This is a genomic window from Pseudomonas sp. FSL R10-0399 (assembly GCF_009600165.1).
GTDB classification, from domain to species: Bacteria; Pseudomonadota; Gammaproteobacteria; order Pseudomonadales; family Pseudomonadaceae; genus Aquipseudomonas; species Aquipseudomonas helleri.
Map to the genome: position 1 here is coordinate 15262 of NZ_WIWK01000044.1, position 21652 is coordinate 36913.

Genomic DNA, 21652 nt, shown 5'->3' on the forward strand with positions numbered 1-21652 from the left:
TACATTATGATTTTGAAAAAATCTCGACTCAGCTTGGCAATTGCTTTTGCTGGCGCACTCAGTGGTTGTGCTAACCAGTTCGAAATTGATCCTGAAACCCAATACGGTGATATGTCACCGGGTCGTGAGAACAAAATGCAGGCTGCACGCGGCACGACCTTCGTTCGTGAAATTAAGACCGAAGACCTTGCTATGCAGCGCCCTATCTTTCTGACGGCGCCGAACAAGCCCTTGCGTTCTGTTCTCCAAGAAGTGCTGCCCGGTTACGCGATCATTCCGCGTGGGGCTGTGAACCTCAATGACCCGATAGACGTTTCCTCTCAGGGCATGAGCCTCAAAGACTTTATCGAGTACGTGGAGGGCACTCGCGACCTCAGCATTCAGCTTGATGGGCGCCGCGTTTACGTCTCCGACTTTGAAACCAAACAGTGGAACCTCGCGGCGTTTTCGACTACCCGCAACATCAACAGCATCGTGACTTCCAAGCAGTCTCGGGGAGCGAAGGCGGGTGACGATCAGCAAGAGGAAGAAGGCCAGACGACTGGATCATCCATTGCAGTCAACCTGAGCGAAGACGAATGGAAAACAATCATGGACGGTGCTCGCCGCATCATCGGTGCTCCAAAGCCAGATGAAGCGGGCCGATCAAAGAGCGGCGCCTCAGCTGACAGTACATCGGTTGGCGCTGGTGGGATGCCTGCTGGTGCCACTCGCATGCCTGACGGAAGCACCATGGTCGGCTTGAACTTTGGCCCGTCTGTTGAGCAAGTCGCAAAACCGCTGAGCGATGGTCGCCAAGCCTTCATCGAAGGTATCCGCTCTGTTGGTGTCGTCACCGCTGGTGGCAAGCCTGCGCAAATGCGCATCCTCGACCTCTACCTAAAAAAAGCAGTCGCCGATGCGACCAAGATCGTAAACGTCCAGGTTCAGGCGTATGACGTTGTGCTTAACAACGGTAAGCAGAAAGGTATCAACTGGGATGCCCTTAAGCTGGGAAGCATTTCCGGCAACCTGTTCAATGTTGGCCTGAGTAACACGTCCCAGGTCCTCTCGGGTGGTGGTTTCTGGAACCTGACAGGTACGATCGAAGGTGATCGCGGCAATGCCAAAGCGTTCCTGAGCTTCCTTGAAACGTTTGGTCGTGTAGAGCTGCAAGACCAGCCTAACCTGACAGTCCGAAACGGTGTTCCTGCTCAGATTTATGCCGGTGAAGAACTGACCTATATCTCCGATGTGGAGCAAAGTCAGGACGAAAACGGTAACACCACTGTTACACCTAAGCTTGCCCGACTCAAAGTCGGTGTGACCCTTGCTGTGACTGTCCGTGTGCTCGATGACGAGCGCCTGCTTGTGGATGTGACCCCGGTTATCTCCAACCTCAATACTTACGACACCATTGCCATCGGCGAATACAGCTTTGAAACGCCGCGCATTGCGCTGAAAGAATTCTCCACACAGCTCATTTGCAACTCCGGCGAGTCGGTGCATCTGGGTGGCTTGATCACCGAAAAGCTGGAGAAGGCTCTAGAGCGTCTGCCATGGCAGAACACTTTCACCAAGGCAGTGATCAATCCGTTCTTCCAGAACCTGAACAATCAGCTTGAACGCCGCGAGTTGGTGCTTGTGGTTACTCCGACGGTGGTTGAGGGTACTCGCTAATGGCCAAATTCAGCCTTGGCAAACCGATCACTATCGGTGGCCAAGAAATTGTGGTCGTTCGGGACGTGTTGGGTTCGTTGCAGACTGACAAAGGCACTGACACTTACTCCATTGTTGAGCCCAGGGGGGTAGATGGGCGACCTGCAATCTACGTATCCGAAGATGACCTCGACAAGCTTCGTGATGATTATCCGGGCATAAAGGTTTACGGCCTTTGGCAGCTGCTGTTCTTCAACAATGTCGTTCAGCTCGGTGAGCCTCTGGCGCTATTCCCGCTGGAGGAAAAGCGGGGGCTATACCTGCTGATGAAGGACGCCGCTGCCAGTAGTTCGCCTGCTGACATTGCGTCCTCTGGCGAGTACGTCAACGGTTTCGTCCCTGGTCAGTTTGAGCTCGACTTGAATAAATCCACCGTCATTGACGTGGATTTAATGGAGCTTCGTCTTCCGCCCCAACCGGCATACAAACGCTCCGAGCTCGCCCAAAAGATGAGGGCCGAGAACAAGCGACGTTGGTATGTCGTAAGTGCGCTGTGTGGGTTGCTGGCTGTCGGTGCATTAGCTGTTAACTATGGCCTTCAAACGATCTACAAAAGTCGTATGGCTGACTACAGCACCAAGCGCAGCTTGATTGATGAGTTGGATGGTCGAGTTAGAACCCTGTCAGGGGAACGACTGATTAAACGACCAGACGACTCGGTGATGCTTTCCCAGTTGTTCAGGGTGTTTGACATGTATCCGAAAGCGATAACCCCGTCAGTCAAGGAGGACTTGAAGATTGGGTTCACGGCTCAACACATGCTCATCACCCCCAACAAGTCGCCTGTCGATCCGGCCAAGTTTATTTCCGGCTTGCAGACTGAGTTGCAACCTGACCTCTCATATCTCGTCACAGTTGGCCCGCCTGAGGAAAGTGATCAGATAGCTCTAGATGAGGGCTCACAGCAATGAAGAAGTTAAATATTGGCATCTTGGGCGGAATAAGCAGCGGGATGATTGCTGCCGTCTTAGCGACTGTTGTGCTCAGCGTGTTCTGTACGTTGAAGCTCCAGAGCGGTCGCGAGTTACCACGCGATTTTGACCGCCTAGATAAGGATATTTCCGAATCCCAAGCTTTGATTTCGAACTTGGTAGCAGCTCCTGTACTTGCGCCGTTAAAGGATTCTTGGCGAGAAGTTTCCTCGACTCTTGAACTGGCCGGGCTCGAACTTATACCCGATGACGGCAGCATGAGTAGTGGTGTCAGTACCTACGAAGGTCCTTTAAAACACTGGAGCGGCTCAGTGAGTGGAGACGCCAAGCTGGTGCTCGCCGTAATAAAGAAGATTCAGCATACCGATCCTGTCTTCCTGCTCGACTACAGCATGGCTGACGGGGAGTTCAAGTTGTATTTGTCAGTCGTGGGAATTTGATCATGAACAAACTGAGTTGTATCACTTTCGCTTTGGGGGCTGCCCTTTCGACTGGCGCACACGCGGATGGTGTCGATGATCTGCTGGAGCGGAATCGCGTCCTCAGCGACATGAAGTTCAAAGCTGAGAAGCTGGTGCTACGGGCCGACATGGCCAAGTCCTATAAGGATATGAAAGAAGCCGGTGTCCTCGTTGATGCAGAGGGCGTTCCCATGGGCATTGGTGGCGACATGGAGGTGCTTGCCCTTCAGATGCTCAATCGGGGGGGTATGCAGGCTAACGCTAGCACGAACCCGTCTGACCCTTTTGGGGGTGCAGCACCAGTGATCCCTATGCCATCCGGCCAGGGAATGTTTGGCGATGCTGGTTTCCCTAGTTCTGCTCCAGCGCCTGCGGCCCCTGCAAAGGAAGAACCAAATCCAGGAAAGGTTGAAGTAGTTGGTAAGCCAACCGACAGCGAAAAAACCAAAGGCAAGCAAGTCCTGAGACTGGTCGAGTTACGCGGTAATAGCGCGACCATGTTCACCAATGATGGCTTCAAAGAAATGACAGTTGGGCAGAGCGTTTATGACCAAAAGCTCACTCACATTGGAGCCGATAGCGTGACGCTCAAAGGTAAGGATGGGAGTCGGACCGTGCGTATCGACTGGACTAAATCTGTTCGCTACTCGGATGACTGATCATGAGTTATGAGCAAATCAAAATCGCCCAGTCCATGGTCTATAAGTACCTCGTAGACAAGAATCGCGTCTCGCATCAGATTGCTGAAAGCCAGCCTGTTTCGGAGTCCATGGCCACGATCTTGGCTGACGCAATACGAATTGCGAAAGACGATACCGCAGTTGCAGAGGCAGCCGCTGCTGCCACAAAGCTATTCCATCTTGTACATGCCGAAGAAGGTTTACTGATTACCTGTGCCGGCCCAAAGGATGGATGGCTGGCCTACAGCGACCATCTTTGTGTGAACAACCCTTTCGACAAGGAGTTGGTGGATCAGGCGACTGCTTGGGCGCGAAAAAATGAAATCCCATATCAGTGGGTAGGAGTGATTTCGAACACCTACCTTGCGCAGCTGAGAACTGTACACAGTGACGATACAGAACAATTCGGCTCAGAGGTTAACGACGAGCGCGCCTTGGCGCAAGTAGACGACATAGTGCGTCTAGCCGCAGGTATTGACGCGAGTGACGTTCACTTTGTGCCGACCCAGACGGATAAGGTGGATTTACAATTCCGAATAGATGGTGTTTTGAAGACTCAGAAGAAGCTGGACCTTACTGTTTACCACGCAATGATTCGTGCGGTGATGGAGAGTCGTTGTGGAGTTGCTTATCAGATCAACAAGCAACAAGACGGTAAGTTTGAGCTTGCAATCAACGGTAACAAGTCGATCAATCTTCGTGTCTCTACGCTTCCGGTAGTTCGCAGGTCTGAGTCGTCCTGCAAGATGGTGTTGCGACTTCTCGGGAACAATACAGCACTGGCTAACCTAAAGCGCCAAGGCCTGTCCGAAAAAAACTACAACAGCATGGTCCGTTACGGAAACTTCCCGAACGGCATGATCATCATGACTGGGCCAACGGGTAGCGGTAAGACGACGACGCTCTACGCAGAGCTGATCGATATGCAGAACGCGAACCCCAACCGTAACTTCCATACGGTCGAAGACCCTTGCGAAATGCAGCAATCAGGCATGAGCCATACGGAGGTCAACGGAAACCTCAGTTTTGCCGACTCGCTGCGGGCTCTACTCCGACAAGATCCTGATGTGATTCTTGTGGGTGAAATGCGTGATGACGAGACTGCGGGCCTTGCGTTCAAGGCTGCTATGACTGGCCACCTTGTCTTATCGACGCTTCACACCAATAACTCGCACGAATCTATTGGCCGCTTGATGAACATGGGCATCGGCATCGACCTGATCGTGTCGAACATTACGGCGGTGCTGGCACAACGCCTAGTCCGCTGCCTCTGTAAGCACTGCAAGGTTGAATACCGTTTGCAGGACGATGCCAAGCGTTTGCGGGAATATGGCCAGAACAAGGCGTTTTTACCAGCTATGGGTGAAACCAAGCTGTACAGGATAAGCCCTGGTGGCTGTGACCATTGCGGAAAAACCGGGCAGAAAGGTCGGCACGGAATCATCGAGATTCTGGAGTTTACGCCTCAGATTCAGCTAGAGCTTTTGAAGGGAGCAAATCCCTCGATTCTGCGCCTTGAGCATATTGCGAACGGCACCTTCGAAGACCTCTGGGATGACGGACTGCGACTGGTTGCAGAAGGCACCATCGCGTTCGATCAGCTGGAGGCTGTTCTTAAGCCCTACCAAATGGAACGAGTTGGGATGAACTCAACCCTCGGTTCAGGACAAGCTGTTTCAGTACCTGTCCAAACCGCTCAACCGATACCGATCAGGCAAGAATCCAATAGCCTCGCGGCGCTCTGAAACTTGTTTTACAAACCTGGAGAGTAACAATGCAAAAAGCAGTATCTGACCTGCCAACATCACAAACCCCAAAAATGAAAATGGGGAAGAAAGGCGCACGTAAGCAGAAGGGTTTCACGTTGGTCGAACTGATCATCGTTATGGCCGTTATTGCAATCCTGATGTTCGTCCTTATGCCTGGCCTCTTTCAGTCTAAAGAAGATGCCAAGATTCAAGGCGTGAAAACCCAGTTGCTCAAGGATTTCCCAGGCGGCATTACTCGTTTGGTAACGATGACCAACAAGTGCACCAACACGACTATTACTTACGACAAGCTGGTTGAGCGCGGGATGCAACCTGAAACCGTGTTCGGGCAGAAATGGACCGTAACCACAGCCGGTGGCAACACGGCTACCGTTACTTACCCACTCGACCTTGATGACCCAGCTCTTGCCACTGATTTGAAAACCGCTCTTACCGGCGCTCCAAACGTCAAGTCTGTGACCTCCACCGCCGCACAGATCGTCGTCGCGTACCGCTGCAACTAAAAGGGTTAGGAAATGGCTTACTTCGTAATTAAATTCGTCGGCCCAGAAGGCGGTATTCTTTCAAAGCCGATAGAGGCATTAACTAGGGATGAAGCCATTTCCAAGTCTGGGTTCAATGCTCGGAATATTGAGAGTGTAGAAGTTGATCACTTTGGGGCAATCAGGGCTTCGCTGACTGAAAAGCGCCTTCCTGAAAGTGAGCAGGTGGTCACGCTTGTGACCATCGCCTCTAAGTTAGAAGCCGGCATGACGCCTGGGCGCGCAATTGTTGAATCAGTCGATCTTAAAAAACTCGACCTCACTCCGGCTGATTTGGCTGGTTGTGAGCGAGCTTGTGATTTCTTGAAACTCTTGCGCTTTGATGAAACAGCCATTCTTTTGGCTGACGCTGGCGACAGGGCGGGGAATCTGTCTGATTCTCTTAAGCGTGCAGCTGATGTTATTCGCGAGCGTAATAAAACCAAGAAGGAGTTTGCGAAGCCTATGAAAAAGGCTGTCGTAAACTTCATTGTCGGCACCTCAGCAGGTATTGGTTTCCCATTATTTGGTGGAGGCATGCTCGACGAATTTATTAATAAGCAAAAATTTCCGATTACCAAAAATTCAATGAGCGACGTACTAATGGCGCTCCAGCATTTCTACACTACGGTGTGGCCACTGGCTATTGTCTTATTAGTCGTGGCTTTTGTTCTTCGAGCCCGATTGTGGAACGCAATACGTAGGTGGCCACTGTTCAACAAATTTGATGACCGGAATCGCTGCAAGCGAGCGCTCGAATTTGTACAGACCTATCAGCTTCTCACGCAGTCAGGCTTTACAAACCCTCAGGTCTTACAGTTCTTGTTCGAACGGTCGAAAGGGAGGCAGCGTGAGATATATTCAGATGCCATGTCTCAGACTTCGGAAGGACGTGAGCTTGGTGCAGTTTTGGAAACAGAAGACTGGCCTAAAATTATTTCACAGAACCTCAAAGGGTTTGAGAAACAAAATCTTGATGGGCGGTCGCGAATTCTAACGAACCTTTCCGATGCGCTGACTGAAATGTTTGTTCAGTATTCTGAGTCTATTTCAGATAACTTGGGCCGTATCTCCATGCTAACTCTTGTCTGTTCGCTCCTGATGTTTGCGCTTGGTTTTTACATGCCTATGGTCACGATGCGGATGGTCATGTAATGGCAAAGCGTCAAGCTGGATTTACATTGATCGAGCTGACTATCACGTTGGCAGTAATCGCTATTCTTACTTGGTTCTTGGTTCCGAACATTTGGCAACCTATTCACGAAGCCAAGATAAGGGGGGCTGTTGGCCAAGCTAAAGAAGTAGTGGCGGCTTGCGATCTGGTGCGTGTCACTCCAGTTTCAACGAGTCGTGATCCTAGTAGTCAAAAAGTCACAAAGGTATACGGCCCCCTTTACCCAAGTTGGACTGATGCCACTGTTATCAAGGCCCAGCTTTCGACAGATTATGCGGTGCCTACCGTAAACCCATTTGGCCGGCCTTATTATTTCAAAATGTCTGAACGCTCATGTTCCGTCGCGGTTGAGTTAGACGAATTGATAGACGGCTGGGAGGGTTATGAGCTTGAAACAGTTGGCACCAGAACACGGATAGTCGTTGGCACGTCAGTTAGAAAGATGGCAGGGCCTGGATGGGTCCAGCAACAGAACAGATTTTTGTCCGGCGAAATCATCAGGTAATTTAAAGAGTGAAGTTCAGAATGAACAATCTAATTGCCGGCAACCAGCGCGGCTTTACCCTCATAGAATTGATGGTTGTCCTGGCAATCATGGGCATCCTCGCGGCCATTACAACGCCGAAATTCATGGAGGATTTGAACGTCCGCAGAGCCAACCTGACGGCTGAGGATACTACCGCGATTATGGATGCTGCTCGCAGTTACCGAGTCAGCAACCACGCTGCTTGGCCGGGCGGGGCAACCAATTGTTCGAACGCGATCACTGTTCTCAAAACGGAAGGCTATCTTTCTGCCGTCAGTACGACTAACCGCTACAACAACGCAATCAAGACAAGTTGCGATGCGAAGATGTTCAACGTCGAGCAGCAAGCGGTTAAAGACTGGGATGGCTACCTGACCAACACCATAGCCGGGACAGAAATTACCAATGCTGGCTCTTTTCAGATTACGTCCAGGATTGGCATTCCAGGCAGTGAACCGGGCTTGCGAAACAAGCTGAGTCGTATTGCTACTGGCGACCCCGAAGACAACCGCATGAAGACCACCTTGTACATGGATGGTAATCAGGTGAACGAGGCCGGGGACATAAATTTCTCTCAGGCTAACCCTAAGTTGACCGCTCAATCTGGCAGCCTAACCCTGAGTGCTCAAGACGGACAGATCATCATTCCAGCGGGTCAGACGCTCACGGTTGATGACGTAATTATCCGCAGTCGCAACAACCGTCCAGTTTCCAGCGGGATGCCCAATTTCGTTCAGATCGGCACCTACATTGTTCGCGATGGTTGGCTTGTGACTCAGCCTAGCTGTCCTTCTGGTGGTGTGCCCAAGGCTGCGTTGCGACCTGCTGCTATGCGCGGTGGTTATGCTGGGTCATACGATCCTGACTACGTTGGTCGTTATGGTATCAACTACAAATTGACCACTAGTGGGAGCTACTGGATTGTTACTGCTGTTGCCGATGGATACTCAGCTGACTATCAAGACCTCGACTCGCTTGTCGATGTTTTTTGTTACTACACGGACTGAGGCCTGCATATGCCTTATTCAGTAGTCATTGCCAAACCAACCAAGAACTGCAATGCGGATTGCTCTTATTGCTCTGCGCCACCTGATGGTGCTGATAAGTGGTCGCTTGATGACTTCAAAATCATCTTGAACCGTCTGAAAGGCAATCTCACCCCGAAGGTCGATTGGATTTGGCACGGTGGAGAGCCAATGCTGATGGGGCCAGAGTTTTTCCGCGCATGCGCGGAATATGCAGAATCCCAGGGCGTGAAGTTGAACTTTGCGATACAGACAAACCTGCTCGGGTACAACTCCGCTCGCTGGCGCGACGTGTTCGAAAATGTGTTCGAAGGCCGGATCAGTACCAGCTTCGACCCCTATAAGAAGTACCGCACAATAAAGGGCAAGGCTGACACCTATGACCGAATGTTCTGGCGGGCAATGGATGACGTGATCGCCGATGGATTCAGACCTCTTGTTATTGGCGTCTACGACGAGGGTGCAGCTGACCGAGCGATGAACATTTTTGACCGAGCAAAGGCCTACGGTAATTATGGGTTCGATATTCGATTCAACTACGCGTACCCAGCGGGCAGGGCGCGTGAGTCAGGCATGCTCATCCAGCCGCAGACATACGGGAAAATGCTGATCGACCTCTACGACAGATGGCTCAAAGAGGTCCCGAGCTTCAACATTACGCCGCTGGACCAGATGCTAAGCAAGGTTGCAGGGTTCCGCACATTGCTCTGCCCATGGACTAAATCCTGCGGTGGAAAATTCTTGACTATAGACCCAGATGGTAGTGTCTTTAACTGCTCTGAGTTCAGTGACCTCGCCGACCCTGCCCATCGTTTCGGCAACATACTGACCGGGGGAGTGCAGGTTTCCGCACAGCCAGTAGAGGTCAAATTCTATACTGGAGCTGACGTTGTTCCAGCTCTAGCTTCTTCCCCTGCATCCCGTGAAATCATCGGGCGCAATCGAAACGTTCCACCAGACTGTAAGACATGCCGCCATTTTGAAGAGTGCCAGGGGGGATGCGCACGGGATGCCGTATTGTTCGAGCGAGGCATGGGGGGGAAGTTCGCTTATTGCCAATCTTGGAAAATGGTGTTCGACCGACTCAAGGAGTCAGTAGTGACCGGCGAAGCTGATCCTTTCTTGTACCGCCTTGGTATCGACCCTGTTTCGGCTCGTTACCGCGTCGAAGCAAGTCGCGGGGCTGCCTGATGCTGACTGTATATTTGAAGCCGACCAATTTTTGTAACGTGGGTTGCGACTTCTGCTATCTGCCAGAGGACGTTCGAGCTAATAAAAGCCGTATGACCCCTGAGACACTTGACGCTACGCTTGAGTTGATAAATCAACTCGCTTTGCGCGAGGGCCACGAACGTATTGCGATCCTATATCACGGCGGCGAACCATTGAGTTTGAACCCTGAGACTTTGTTCTGGTATTCGGATCGGGTTCGCTCTGGTCTATCGCGGTATGAAATCCAAGAGACAGTTCAGACTAGCCTGATCCCACTCAGGGAAGGTCACGTGAAGTTCATACAGGAGCGATGTGACTCTTTTGTTGGTTCCTCTCTGGATTTCACCGGGCGCACCCTCAATGGTTCCAACGAGAAGTATGTGGATTTGTGGCTCAAAAAGGTGTCATTGGCACGCGCTAATGGCATCACAGTTGGTCCGATTATGGTGCCCACGACCAACGAGACGGCTGATCCGGCAAGGGTCTATGAATGGTTCAAGGACCACGGCTTCGACTACTTCAACATTGAGCGATACAACGCTTATGGAGCAGGCTCAGACAGGCCGGACAACAAGCAGCATAGTGAGTTTTTGAAAGCGCTGTTTGACCTAGGCATGGCCGATCTTGCGGCTGGGCGTCCATTCGTTGCCAATAACGCTGTTGCTGCTTCCATTAGTGGCGTTCTTCATGGCCAGCCCGGCGAGCGGTGGGGTGGAAAGTGCCAGCGTGATTTCCTTGTAGTCAATCCCGATGGGTCGCTCAACACCTGTCCTGACCGGATCGAGTACGAGCAGAATGATTGGCCAAAGGCTCAGGATGGTATTGACGCTTTCCAGTCGAGCCCGGTGCGCAAGAACTGGATCAAGGTCCAGATGATTGATCATGTTGCTAACCACTGTAAGACCTGCCAGTTCAGGAGTTTCTGTAAGAGTGGCTGCCCAATCACTGAACATCAGGTCCACACAGGAAGTGGTGAATGCGCCGGCTATCGTTCTCATCTACACCATGTCCATGCCTACGTGGATTCGCCGATTGGCCGTCAGCATGCGTCGGCTTACCTGACTGCCGCAGGTCACAAAGCTTTTGACCCCTATACGTACGGTCTGGAGCGCATCAATTGAGCGATTCAGAAAAAGACTTTGATCACATGATTTACGTCCGCGTGATCGAGGCTTGCAATCTCCATTGCGCTCATTGCTTCATCCCAAACAACCCTAAGCGGATGCGGTGGTCAGACATTGAAGCGATCCCGTCCCGCGTGCGCAGTTTTGCTGCTCCAGGTCAGGTGCTGCTTTTCCAATTCCATGGTGGTGAACCTACGCTTGTTGGCGTGGAGTTCATGCGCCGGGTTTGCGTGTTTCTCCGTGAGTCACTTGATGACTTCACAGTGAGGTTCAGCATCCAAACGAACTTGGTCAATTTTGACTTGCGTTGGGCAGAGCTCTACCGCGAATTCTTCGATTCGCAGGTTGGGGTTTCATGGGACCCCGGCATCCGAATGATGCGTAAAGGCCGCCCTGAAACAAACGCAGAATTCGAGAGGGTGTTCTGGACGCACGTAGTTGAGTTGCAACGAATAGGGATTTCCCCTTACATGGTCATTACGACGACCAAGCCGCTTATTGAGCAGTTCAGGAACCCTCGCGACCTGATTGACTTCCTCCTTGAGAAAGGCATCAGCTTGGTGCATTTCGAGCGGCTGACGAAGACCGGTTACGCCATTACCAATTGGGATTGGATTGGGGTATCGAACCGAGAATACAGTACGTGGATTGGTAGATTTGCTGTGGCCTATATGCGCTTTATCCGTGAGGAAAGGGCCGGGTTGCAGCCAATTAACATTTCGCCGCTTGATGGCCTTATCGACAGCGTTCATCGCCTCCGAAATGGCAAAGCTGGTGGGTACGGATGTTTGTCAGGCAAATGCGACACACGTTTTCACACGTTTGATCAGACCGGGTACTACTCGGCATGTACCGCCCTGACTTCCGAGGTTAGTAATCGGAATGCTGTGGGGGGTTCAGTCGTTGAGGCCACGGTATTGGTAGAAGTGAGGCAAGAGCGCCAGATTTCCTGTCAGGACTGCCGATACAAGCCAATCTGCTCAAGCGGTTGCATGGCTACACCTAAGACCGATGAGTCGGGGGAATGTGCTGGTGGCTTCCAGGCTTTCAAACTTTTGAATGCGTGTATAGCGTCCGCTGAAAGTCCCAGTCTGATCGCAGTCGCAGGGTGAACTGATGGCCTGACGGCCACATAAAAATTGGAGTAGGGGTAGGTATGAAAGGCAAATCAGCGAACCGAATTCTGGTTGGCTTGGCTGTTAGTGCAGCTGTTTTCGCGCAGCACTCACAGGCATCGACGAGAATCACGCTCGACAAATCTGCTGCTGAGTTGAGTTCTGACAGCGAAATCAAACGATACAGAACCATGCTTGAGCTGAATCCTATCAAACCCGTGGTTGATCAGTTCCAGGATGCGCTCAAGGGGTTGGTTGTAAGCCAAGAGCACAAAGGTATCGACAACCTACTGCTGGCTGCGACCGCCACGGCGAAAGACCGCGACTCCACTGACATTGGCGCTTGGGGCTATTGCCATACAGCTTGCCACGGTGCTTGCCACGGTGCATGCCACGGTTCGCGTGGTTGGAGATAATCAACCATGGATAAAGCAGCCGAAACCGAGCAAGACGTGCAGGTCTTTGACCCACAGTTGCTCCCAGAAACCATTGAAGAAAGCCTGCCCGACGAGATTTTTGTTGTTGGCAAAAAAGCATCAGAGTTGGACGCGATTTTTCAAAGCCAATCCGATGCAATAACAGCAGAACCGACGAAGAATTTCGTACGCCATGTTCACTATGGTTTGGTCGAGTGTGATACCGAATTACAGCGTATCCCGTTGGACGCGTTGTCGCTTGGCTTGAAAGTCCGTGCCAGCGACGTTGACCCGACTGAATTGGATGAGGCTTTCATTTTCAGCTTGCTGCTGGCCACTGGCACGCTGAGTCGAAGCACGATAGACGTTGGGGCAGACTGCACAGTTGATCCGCAGGTCGTACTCGATGAGGCCGAAGCGCAAACTCTGAACGTTCGGTTGATGTTGCCAAACGACCCAACCACCATCGAGTCGGTGGAGGCTTACATTGAGCGTCTTGAACGCTATTCAGTGCTTTGGCTTTCGAACTCGCATGCGGGTTACAGCTTGACCCCACTCGATGGCTACCTTGAGTACAAATTCGCTGTAGCAGTTGGACACACCCCAAAGGACATAACCAACAATCAGGAAATGAAGCTTTTGTTCACTGATGAGGTGCCCCTGGAGGTAATGGACCATATCAAGGCCCGCCTCGATGTAGTGATCCAGAAAGAGTTGGGAGGTGATGAATTCTTCGTGGCTGAAATGCAAAAGCTCGGTGGTGCGATCCAACTCAAAGAATCCGAAATGCGAGCTGCACGCGTCAAGATGCTTGAGGATGAATTGGACTCTCGTGTGCCGGTTCCCAATTTAGTCCGTGCTACAAAAGAAATGACTGGTCTTTCTCTTGTGGATGCGTGCGGCTTCATCTACGAGTTGAAAAATGCTGTCCATACCGTCCTCGACAAGTACCTTCCCAAAGCTGATGGCGAAGAAGGCGATGAGTATGCTCCAAGCCTCGCTCAGAAGGAGTTTGCAAAGAATCTAGTTGGTACTTTGGCTAGTGGCTTTGGCAGTCCAGAAGCACTGGTAGAGGCTTGGGAAAGCCTGTGCAACAAATCTCAACTCAACAAGCTAGTAGACATTGACCGTGGGGTTGTTGAGCCCAGTGATGCAGCTCTGCGAGCCGCTGAGACATTGGGCGTTGAAGGCAAGGTCGCCGCGCTCGCCGCTGCGGAGTTTGTCGGCATTATTGGTTCAGTCCTCAAGGTTGGCGGCGCGATCAGTGAGATTGGGCTTGAGCGCCCTAAGCCTGTTCCCGAGCCTGTAGCTGCCGGGGCGGGAAGCAACGTCATCATTGCTGTCGGCTGATCGAGTTGCGCACCGTTTCTAGGTGCGCACTGAGGTGTTATGGAAGCGAAACAAGCCGTTGGCTTTATCAATGTCACTCGGCAGTGCAATGTGGATTGCAAGCGTTGCTACCTTACCGAGACGCACAGGGCCGCAAAAGAACGCCTGCCATTAGTAATCCTCGAAGCCTTCCTAGACACCACCTTCTGGAAGGGGAGACCAGTGGCTCTCATCTGGGAGGGTGGCGAGCCTACTTTAGTTGGCCATGGGCAGATGAAAACTTACTGCGATACAGCTAGGAGTCTTCTTCCGCACGCGAATCAGACCATGGTGACGAATTGCTTCAATGTGCCTAACTGGCTCATTGATCTTTCCCATGAGGAATTTGCGGGCTCAGTCGAGACAACCTATGCCTTTGCTGGAAAGGCTTCTCTGGCCGGCGATGAGGATCACTATCAGCGGAAATTCATGGCCGGGCTTGACAAGTTTTGGGCAGCGGGAATCGAATGCCCAGTGAATGTCGAATTGAACGTTGAGACGATCCGAGCAGGAGTCGATGCACTCGCCGCGGTCATTCTTAAATCCCAATGCAGGGTATGGGAGTTCGATGTTTCAGTAGACTTCCATGCTTTCCTGGCTGCTCCTGTATACAGCGCCCAAAGTGTTCCTGCATTGCCGTTGACCGCTACGTATAACGAGGCTTGGTCGTTTCTGCGTGAGCTGCAATCCCGATGGGGGAAAGCATTCGAAGATGCCGGCATAGCGATAGGTGCATTTCAGCAAAAGATCGGGCAACCCAACAATCAATTCAATGTTGCCTGTGAGAGCCGGTTCCTCACCTTGAATCCTGACGGAAACGTCACAACCAATCCCCTCTATTCCGACCTCCAAGGAACCTTTCTAGGTAATGTTTTGGAGGCAGGCATGGACCCTATCCTGAGTTCCCATCGTAGGAAGTCACGCATCATGGCCGACCGTACGCGGGTAGCTCCTTGCCGGCGCTGCGAGCATGTCAGCTACTGTAAAGGCGGACCTTCACATGTACCAGTTACTGATGGTTCAGGTGAGTGCGCTGGCGGGCGAGGGCTATGGGATCAGCTTCTGGAGTCCAGTTGTGCATAAAGCTCGAACGCTTAATCAGGCAAACGTCAGTATCACCGCGACACGCTGGTGCAACCGCAGATGCACCCATTGCTACATCGACCCTAAAGAGTTGGCCAACCGTTCGTTCATGAGCCATGAAACGTTCAAAGCCATTTTTCCGCGCATGCGCGAGTTGCTTGCGCTTGATCAGGGCCTTGAGGAAATCGAATGGGAGTTGATTGGCGGTGAAATAACCAGCCTTCCGGTTGAGTATTGGCAAGAGAATCTTCCATACGCCCTGGACCAGTGCGCCGACTTCAATAGTGTATTGAAAACCCCTGGCTCTATTAACGTGTTGTCAAACTTGATCTTCTCGGACGAGCGAAAGCGTCGGGACTACCTCGATCTGTTCGGTAAGTACGGTCGGCGACCAGAAATGTGCCTTTACACATCGTGGGAGCCAGAAACTAATCGTTTCGGCAAAAACATGGCCCTGTTCGAACGCTGGAAGGAAACGGTTAAAGACGCCCAGGTCGATCAAAAAATCCTAGATGTGATCCTTACTCGTACCGTTGTAGAGCTTGGCCCGGAATACTTGCTGGAGACGTTTCTGCCACTAGGTATCAAGGACTTCTCTATCAAAATGATCAGTCCATATGGGTCTGGGCGCACCTTTTGGCAGCCGAACATGATCGAGTTTGAGCGCATGAGTAGTTACCTCTCGCGTCTTTTTGAAATCGTGCCGAAAGGTATTACCTTCACGCCAGCAGATGAAATGAGCAGCGCCGTTTTTCGAGGAACTAGCTACCAATGCATTGGCAATTTTAGGTACGACCTCGCGATTGAGCCTGATGGTCTGACCACATTCAACGCAAACCAGACTACGGATGAGGCTTCGCTTGGAGCTGGGCTGATCTATCTTGACGACCCTGACTGGAAGTGGAAGGTGCTTTCGGACAACACCCAAGAGCTTGATAACAAGCTCTCTGCCTATCACGATTACTGTTTTCAGTGTGAGTTCCATTCGCACTGCGCCGGGGGGTGGTATCACTATCGCACCGCTGCCTCCGAGGATGTTCGCGCTTGGGACAGTGGTGACTGCCCTGGCTACAAGAAGCTCTGGAGCAAGATCAAGAACAGCTACGGGGCATTTGATCGAGCAGTCCAAGTTCACCGTGATGCTCTGAGCCGACTACGCACTGTGGGCGGGTCGCAGGCCCAAAGTGATTCGTGCATCGCGGAGGAAGAAGGCATTAACCTTGCGTTCGATCAATGGCTCAAGCGTGCCGCTGGTAAGCGTGTTCGACTTTCCATCGATAACAGCTTCAAGAAGCCTGTTATCCAGCGTCTATGGGCCTACCAAGCGGTGGGAGTGTCTTGTGAGCTTTCTGCTGATGGATTCGAATGCCTGACCCCTTCGGAAAGAAGAATGCTGGTCGAACACATGGTCTTCGATGACTTCTACCACCTGACTCTATGCAAATCGCTGGTGTGGGGGTGGGTGGATAGGAATGCCGGCGATTCCCTGGCTGATCTGCTTGAGTCAGGATCTAGCCATGTTGAAAGCGGAGCAGTGGAAGACAATTTGATTACTGCTTCCCACAACGCGGAGCTATTGCGCTGGGTATTGCGAAACAGACGCGCCCACGCAATCTACACTGGTCTCGATGCTATCGACCCGGTTATAGGTGCCACGATTTTGCGGTTATCATCCGAGGACAGAATGTCGCGTCGCTTGTTGAGTTCGAGTGATACAAAAATCTGATTATTTCTGTGTTTGATGAATTAGTACTGCGGCGGGTGGGGCGGGAGAATTACCGCGCCGCAGTACCAGGGGTGGTTAGGTATGATTAAGTCAGCAGTAGCACAGCAACTAACCTCGTCGCTGTTTATTTGTTCTAGCAATGATTGACCAAAGACAAATACTGACAGCTATAAGAACTAGCCAATATGGCGTGGGCCAATCGAACATTCTACTTTGAGCAACTGTTTCAAAAAAGGTAGCTTCATCTTCGCCATTAGGGGTCATTAATATGAAGAGGAAAGCATCTAGAGAAATAAGCCAAACTGAGCACATTAGAAGCTCAGGTTGAAATATCCTTGATAGGAGTTTGTGAGCTCTTGGCAAAATTTTAGCAAAAAGAAGTATGGGTAGTATTATCAAGAAGACAAAAAAGTCCCCGAGCTTGTAGTAGTAAACCATGTAGTTCAAGCCTACTATCGCCATGAAACTAAGGCTGGCGAGTAAGAAATCAATCATATATATACCTTGTAGTTGGTTTCAATAGTTGTGGATTAAATTCAAATTTTGGAGATGCAAAGCTTTGACGTACAGTTTACCTGTTCTCACATATAAGCTACCAATCTGCCGGGCGTGTAACGCCGTCTAACCTAATGTAGAAGCCAGCGAATATGCTGGCTGGCGATTGATCATTTTTTACTCGTTCACTTTTGATTGACAAAGCTGTGACTCTGCTCAGTACCTGTTAGGTGGCTGGGTGCCGCTTGAGGCCGTTTACCCCAGAGTTGGCCCATAGCCACACTGACAACGTGCTTACTCATCCCGTAAACAAAAAGCGCTGCCAGCACCGAACAAAAAATCTCAGGATTGATTGTCATAGCTTTCCCTTTTTATGGATTCAGTTTAATCGAGCCTCTTCTACTGGCCCAGCCCGGTTGTCAAGGCGAGGTGTAGGGTGGCTGTGTAGGGGTTCAGATCACATTCACTGAAGCCCAACCCAATCTACTATTTTATCGAGCTGCGTGTTATCCAACTCGGTGCAGTTCGTGTAGCTCACGGCAGCGGGCTGCACCTGTTGCCTGTCCGGCATTGCTCCAGTTCCGCCCTTGTCGTGAAATCGAGTTCAGCACGCGACTCTTGGGTAGTGGTGCAGCAGAATTCCAGTGAGCGCCATGCGGACCCTCGATGGGTCCAAAGTAAATGGCTAAAGTTTTTGCACTGGCTGCCGAATAACTTTAATGCTTTAGCCTTAAAAAGCTTGGTCGGTAATGATATTTCAATAAGGAGACCTACTATGTGGGAAAAAATACTAGCCATTTTTGCGTCACTAATAGGTATGTGGACAAAGCTCCCCGAGGAAACTAAAGATAAAATTATAGATTCGATTGTTGATATGTTTACAGATATATTTCGTCAGCAATATAAGTCATCAAAGAATGATGAAAGCAAGGGTGGTGAGAAGGCATGAGCATAAAAAATTACTTGGCTACTAGAGCTAGCGTACCAGTTCTTGATAATACGCTGAAAAGTGTAAATGCTGCTGTAAAATTAGCAGCAGTTGCTACGTTAGGGGACACAAAAGCCAGCGAGTTCGCTGTTGAGGTTGTTGCACTTGTAAGTGATAAAGAGTTTCTTGCACAGTTAAGTGATGACATTGGTGATCCTACCGAACAAGAAACCGAGGACCAATTCATAGCGCGTTCAAAAAATACAATGAGAGCACTTTTGAAATCAAAATTGAAATAGCCTTTTTAAGCCTGGCGGTTGCACTCAGCTCCTGCAACCGCCCACTTTATCAAGTCAATACTTGAAGATGAGAAAAACCTCGCCATTGTTAAAACCATTATTTCAACAGCAAAGATTTTTGGCTTGAAAACTCTTGCTGAGGGAATTGAAACTCAAGAAATTGCGACGCTACTGGCAGAACTGGGTTGTGATTGGGGGCAAGGTTACTACTTCGATAAACCTCTCTCTGTTGAGCAGTTTGAAAAATTACTTTTGAGCTATAAAAGAGAATACTGATTATGTTCGACTTTCTAAAGAAAACACCCGCTTTAACAGAACCACTAAAAGTTTCTGATGAAAAACTCCTCTTTAATGCCATGTTAAACGCTACCGCGATGGTGATTTTTAATCATTCAGGCGAAATACTTGAAGTGAGTCAGAAGTTTGCTGACTTTATGGGGTACAGTAAACAGGAACTTCTGGGCCAGCATCACCGCATTTTGTTTGAGACTGCCTATACATCGAGGCCCGAGTATACAACCTTCTGGCGAAATCTCCTTGAGGACAAACCGCAGCGAGATACCTTTAAATATATAAAGAAGAATAGAGAAATTATCTTTGTCGGCGCACGTTATGTGCCAATTAAGGATGAACAAGGTAAGGTGTATCGTGTTGTTAAATTGGCTTTTGATGTCACCGCGCAGCATAACGAATCTGCGTCGCAGAATGCTGTTTTTACGGCACTTAACCGCTCACAGGCTGTAATTGAATTCACCCCTGATGGCACAATCACCAATGCTAACCAGAATTTTCTTAATGCTATGGATTGCAAACTGGAACAGATAAAGGGTAAACAGCACAACATTTTCTGTGATGAAAACTTTTATCGTGATAACCCAAACTTCTGGCGCAACTTGGCCAACGGTAACTATCAGACAGGTCGATTTCTAAGAAGAAGTCTGTCTGGCAGGAGCGTCTGGCTTGAAGCAACTTACAACCCCATTCTTGATGGGCAAGGTAAAGTCTATAAAGTGATAAAATTTGCGTCAGATATTTCTGAGCGCGTCAATAATGCCATTAATACAGTCAACCTCGCGGCGCAAACATCCGAAAAGACATCGGCGTTAACAACAATGGCAATGCGAGAGCTGGATAACAGCGTGAATACCAGTGTTCAAATCGCATCACAGGTTGAAAATACTGCACAAGTTGGTCAAGAGCTAAATCTGAAATCAAAGAATATTCAGGAAATAGTAACCACCATACGTTCTATTGCAGATCAGACAAACTTATTGGCACTTAATGCGGCGATTGAAGCTGCAAGAGCCGGAGATTCCGGCAGAGGGTTCGCAGTTGTTGCAGACGAAGTAAGAAAGCTTGCCGCCAGATCGGCTTCCGCAACCTCCGACATTGCGGAGGTCGTAAAGGAGAACGCGGGGCTCATTGATAAAATTGACACCGGTTTAAAAGAGATAAATGTGATCGCGAAAAAAGGTCATGAATCTATCGAGCATGTCGAAAAAGCTATCGAGAGTGTGAATGTGAGTATCAGTGAACTCGTGTCAATGGTTGAAGCATTGAAACCCTAGGCGGTTGCAGGAGCTGAGTGCAACACGGTTATTGAATTGAAGCCGGAGCATCATGCCGCATAGCCAAGGCTTCCTGCATCACCTCTCCCATGACTTCGATCGGGCATTTGAAATCGAAGCGCTTACGGGGGCGCATATTCAGTTGCAGGGCGATGGCATTCAGTTGCTCCTGGCTGTGTACCGACAAGTCAGTCCCCTTGGGCAGGTACTGGCGGATCAGGCCGTTGATGTTTTCGTTACTGCCGCGCTGCCATGGGCTGTGCGGATCACAAAAATAAATAGCGACCCCGGTCTGCTGGGTGATTTCAGCATGCCGCGCCATCTCCCGGCCTTGGTCGTAGGTCATGCTCTTGCGCATCGCCAGCGGCATGCCGTTGAGCGCTGCACTGAAGCCCTCCATCGCCGAGGTCGCCGTTGCGTCGTTCATCTTCACCAGCATCAGGTAGCCACTGGTGCGCTCCACCAACGTGCCTACCGACGAGGCGTTGGCCTTACCCTTGATCAGGTCGCCCTCCCAATGCCCCGGCATCAGCCGGTCTTCGATCTCTGGCGGGCGCACGTGAATGCTGACCATCTCCGGAATCTGGCCGCGCCGATCCACGCCGCCAGAGCGCGGTCTGCGCGTCGCCTTGCTTTGGCGCAGGCAGATGATCAGCTCCTTGCGCAGCTCGCCGACCGGCAAGGCATAGATCGCGTTGTAGATCGTCTCTCGACAGACGTAGGCATCTCTGAGGCTGGGAATGTTCATGCCGCGCAGCTTGCCGGCAATCTGTTCAGGAGACAAACGCTCACGCAACATATGGGTCACCAACTCGAAGCGCTCACTGCCCGGCAGAAGCTTGCGCTTAGGGCGACAAACCTGGCGCCGAATGCTCATCTGTCGCTGGGCGCAGCGGGCCGAGTAAGCACCACTACTGCCTCGATTGCGCTTCAGCTCTCGACTGATGGTCGAGGGCGACCTGTCAATCAGGCGAGCAATGCCGCGCAGGGTGAAGCCTTGAGCTTGACTGAGCTGAATGATCGCGCGCTCTTCAACGCTGAGTTCGGAATAGGACATAGGGGCAGCACCGTACCGGAAAGGTCAGGTGTTGCACTCAGTTTTCGCGGCCGCCCCTGGATTTCCAGAGCACAAATACACCTCGATACTACAGATCATGGCAGAGGACACAGAGTAAATGAGGATTGGGCACTTCCTTGAGTTGGAATGCCCAGTGCTCTCAGTGGCTCGGCCATTATTCCTAGGCAAGATCGCGCAGTTGATTAGTCACTTGTTGAGCTAAGTAAGGTTGGTTGATACGTCTCGGATCGCGCATTCGGAGACGTGATAAACATGCTCTTCAGAGGGGGTCATTTCACCGTGCAGTTCCTCCAGCGGCCGCCATTCGCGACACGCTGAATCTTTGCAGTTTTCCAGCACCAGCTGCACGCATTGGTCGTACCCCGGCCCCTGATCAGGCGCGAGAATTCGAGGGTTAAACGGCCCCTCAGTCTCATCGTCAAGCTGGACGACTTCTCCTAAATCTCTGCGAATG

General features: G+C 50.9%; 21 protein-coding genes and 1 pseudogene. 20 read left to right on the forward strand and 2 right to left on the reverse strand.

The window, feature by feature from the left end; all coding sequences use genetic code 11:
- Positions 1–6: 6 nt before the first annotated feature.
- Genes GHO41_RS14400 through GHO41_RS14455 form a run of 12 tightly spaced genes read left to right on the forward strand, consistent with a single transcriptional unit; the run spans position 7 to position 12234 of the window.
- Positions 7–1659, forward strand: a complete 1653-nt coding sequence (locus GHO41_RS14400; protein ID WP_153433931.1) for a type II secretion system protein GspD — start codon at positions 7–9, stop codon at positions 1657–1659.
- Positions 1659–2609 carry a hypothetical protein gene (locus GHO41_RS14405; protein ID WP_153433932.1) on the forward strand — a complete coding sequence of 317 codons (951 nt, stop codon included), beginning with the start codon at positions 1659–1661 and terminating at the stop codon, positions 2607–2609. The genes GHO41_RS14400 and GHO41_RS14405 overlap by 1 nt, the downstream gene beginning before the upstream one ends.
- Positions 2606–3070, forward strand: a complete 465-nt coding sequence (locus GHO41_RS14410) for a hypothetical protein (protein ID WP_153433933.1) — start codon at positions 2606–2608, stop codon at positions 3068–3070. The genes GHO41_RS14405 and GHO41_RS14410 overlap by 4 nt, the downstream gene beginning before the upstream one ends.
- Before the next feature lie 2 nt (positions 3071–3072).
- On the forward strand, positions 3073–3750 hold the full coding sequence (locus GHO41_RS14415; RefSeq protein ID WP_153433934.1) for a hypothetical protein: 678 nt from the start codon (positions 3073–3075) through the stop codon (positions 3748–3750).
- Positions 3751–3752: 2 nt separating this feature from the next.
- On the forward strand, positions 3753–5516 hold the full coding sequence (locus GHO41_RS14420) for a GspE/PulE family protein (protein ID WP_256678769.1): 1764 nt from the start codon (positions 3753–3755) through the stop codon (positions 5514–5516).
- A 29-nt stretch (positions 5517–5545) separates the two neighbouring features.
- Positions 5546–6043 (forward strand): type II secretion system protein, encoded by a 498-nt coding sequence (locus tag GHO41_RS14425; protein WP_153433936.1) that lies wholly within the window; start codon positions 5546–5548, stop codon positions 6041–6043.
- 12 nt (positions 6044–6055) lie between these two features.
- Complete coding sequence (locus tag GHO41_RS14430) at positions 6056–7216, forward strand: type II secretion system F family protein (RefSeq protein WP_153433937.1); 1161 nt, start codon at positions 6056–6058, stop codon at positions 7214–7216.
- Entirely contained in the window at positions 7216–7740 is a 525-nt protein-coding gene (locus tag GHO41_RS14435; RefSeq protein WP_153433938.1) for a type II secretion system protein, read from the forward strand. Before GHO41_RS14430 ends, GHO41_RS14435 begins: the two co-directional genes overlap by 1 nt.
- A gap of 20 nt (positions 7741–7760) precedes the next feature.
- Positions 7761–8768 carry a Tfp pilus assembly protein FimT/FimU gene (locus tag GHO41_RS14440; RefSeq protein ID WP_153433939.1) on the forward strand — a complete coding sequence of 336 codons (1008 nt, stop codon included), beginning with the start codon at positions 7761–7763 and terminating at the stop codon, positions 8766–8768.
- A gap of 9 nt (positions 8769–8777) precedes the next feature.
- A complete protein-coding gene (locus tag GHO41_RS14445) occupies positions 8778–9977 on the forward strand; it encodes a radical SAM protein (protein ID WP_153433940.1) in 1200 nt (399 codons plus the stop codon).
- The gene (locus GHO41_RS14450) at positions 9977–11119 is read left to right on the forward strand and encodes a radical SAM/SPASM domain-containing protein (protein ID WP_153433941.1); all 1143 of its coding nucleotides are present in this window, start codon (positions 9977–9979) and stop codon (positions 11117–11119) included. Before GHO41_RS14445 ends, GHO41_RS14450 begins: the two co-directional genes overlap by 1 nt.
- Entirely contained in the window at positions 11116–12234 is a 1119-nt protein-coding gene (locus GHO41_RS14455) for a radical SAM protein (RefSeq protein ID WP_256678770.1), read from the forward strand. Before GHO41_RS14450 ends, GHO41_RS14455 begins: the two co-directional genes overlap by 4 nt.
- A 113-nt stretch (positions 12235–12347) precedes the next feature.
- Here GHO41_RS14455 and GHO41_RS30745 read toward each other — a convergent pair whose 3' ends face one another.
- Positions 12348–12509 (reverse strand): tetracycline resistance efflux system leader peptide, encoded by a 162-nt coding sequence (locus GHO41_RS30745; RefSeq protein ID WP_153433942.1) that lies wholly within the window; start codon positions 12507–12509, stop codon positions 12348–12350.
- 150 nt (positions 12510–12659) lie between these two features.
- On the opposite strand from GHO41_RS30745, the gene GHO41_RS14465 reads away from it, so the two are divergent.
- The 8 genes and pseudogenes from GHO41_RS14465 to GHO41_RS30755 all read left to right on the forward strand — a co-directional run bounded on the left by GHO41_RS14465 (position 12660) and on the right by GHO41_RS30755 (position 20120).
- Positions 12660–14003, forward strand: coding sequence for a hypothetical protein (locus GHO41_RS14465; RefSeq protein WP_153433943.1), 1344 nt, complete (start codon positions 12660–12662; stop codon positions 14001–14003).
- Between the two features lie 39 nt (positions 14004–14042).
- Positions 14043–15104 (forward strand): hypothetical protein, encoded by a 1062-nt coding sequence (locus GHO41_RS14470; RefSeq protein ID WP_153433944.1) that lies wholly within the window; start codon positions 14043–14045, stop codon positions 15102–15104.
- The gene (locus GHO41_RS14475; protein WP_256678774.1) at positions 15022–16830 is read left to right on the forward strand and encodes a radical SAM protein; all 1809 of its coding nucleotides are present in this window, start codon (positions 15022–15024) and stop codon (positions 16828–16830) included. The genes GHO41_RS14470 and GHO41_RS14475 overlap by 83 nt, the downstream gene beginning before the upstream one ends.
- A 1270-nt stretch (positions 16831–18100) precedes the next feature.
- Entirely contained in the window at positions 18101–18274 is a 174-nt protein-coding gene (locus GHO41_RS14480) for a hypothetical protein (RefSeq protein ID WP_153433945.1), read from the forward strand.
- Positions 18271–18552, forward strand: a complete 282-nt coding sequence (locus tag GHO41_RS14485; protein WP_153433946.1) for a hypothetical protein — start codon at positions 18271–18273, stop codon at positions 18550–18552. Before GHO41_RS14480 ends, GHO41_RS14485 begins: the two co-directional genes overlap by 4 nt.
- A gap of 18 nt (positions 18553–18570) precedes the next feature.
- Positions 18571–18828, forward strand: coding sequence for an EAL domain-containing protein (locus GHO41_RS14490; RefSeq protein ID WP_153433947.1), 258 nt, complete (start codon positions 18571–18573; stop codon positions 18826–18828).
- Between the two features lie 80 nt (positions 18829–18908).
- Positions 18909–19589 (forward strand): annotated as a pseudogene (locus GHO41_RS30750) (PAS domain-containing protein); the annotation flags it as partial.
- An 81-nt stretch (positions 19590–19670) separates the two neighbouring features.
- The gene (locus tag GHO41_RS30755; RefSeq protein WP_233971761.1) at positions 19671–20120 is read left to right on the forward strand and encodes a methyl-accepting chemotaxis protein; all 450 of its coding nucleotides are present in this window, start codon (positions 19671–19673) and stop codon (positions 20118–20120) included.
- A gap of 28 nt (positions 20121–20148) precedes the next feature.
- On the opposite strand, the gene GHO41_RS14500 is transcribed toward GHO41_RS30755, so the two are convergent.
- The gene (locus tag GHO41_RS14500) at positions 20149–21177 is read right to left on the reverse strand and encodes an IS30 family transposase (RefSeq protein ID WP_017246483.1); all 1029 of its coding nucleotides are present in this window, start codon (positions 21175–21177) and stop codon (positions 20149–20151) included.
- Positions 21178–21652 lie beyond the last annotated feature (475 nt).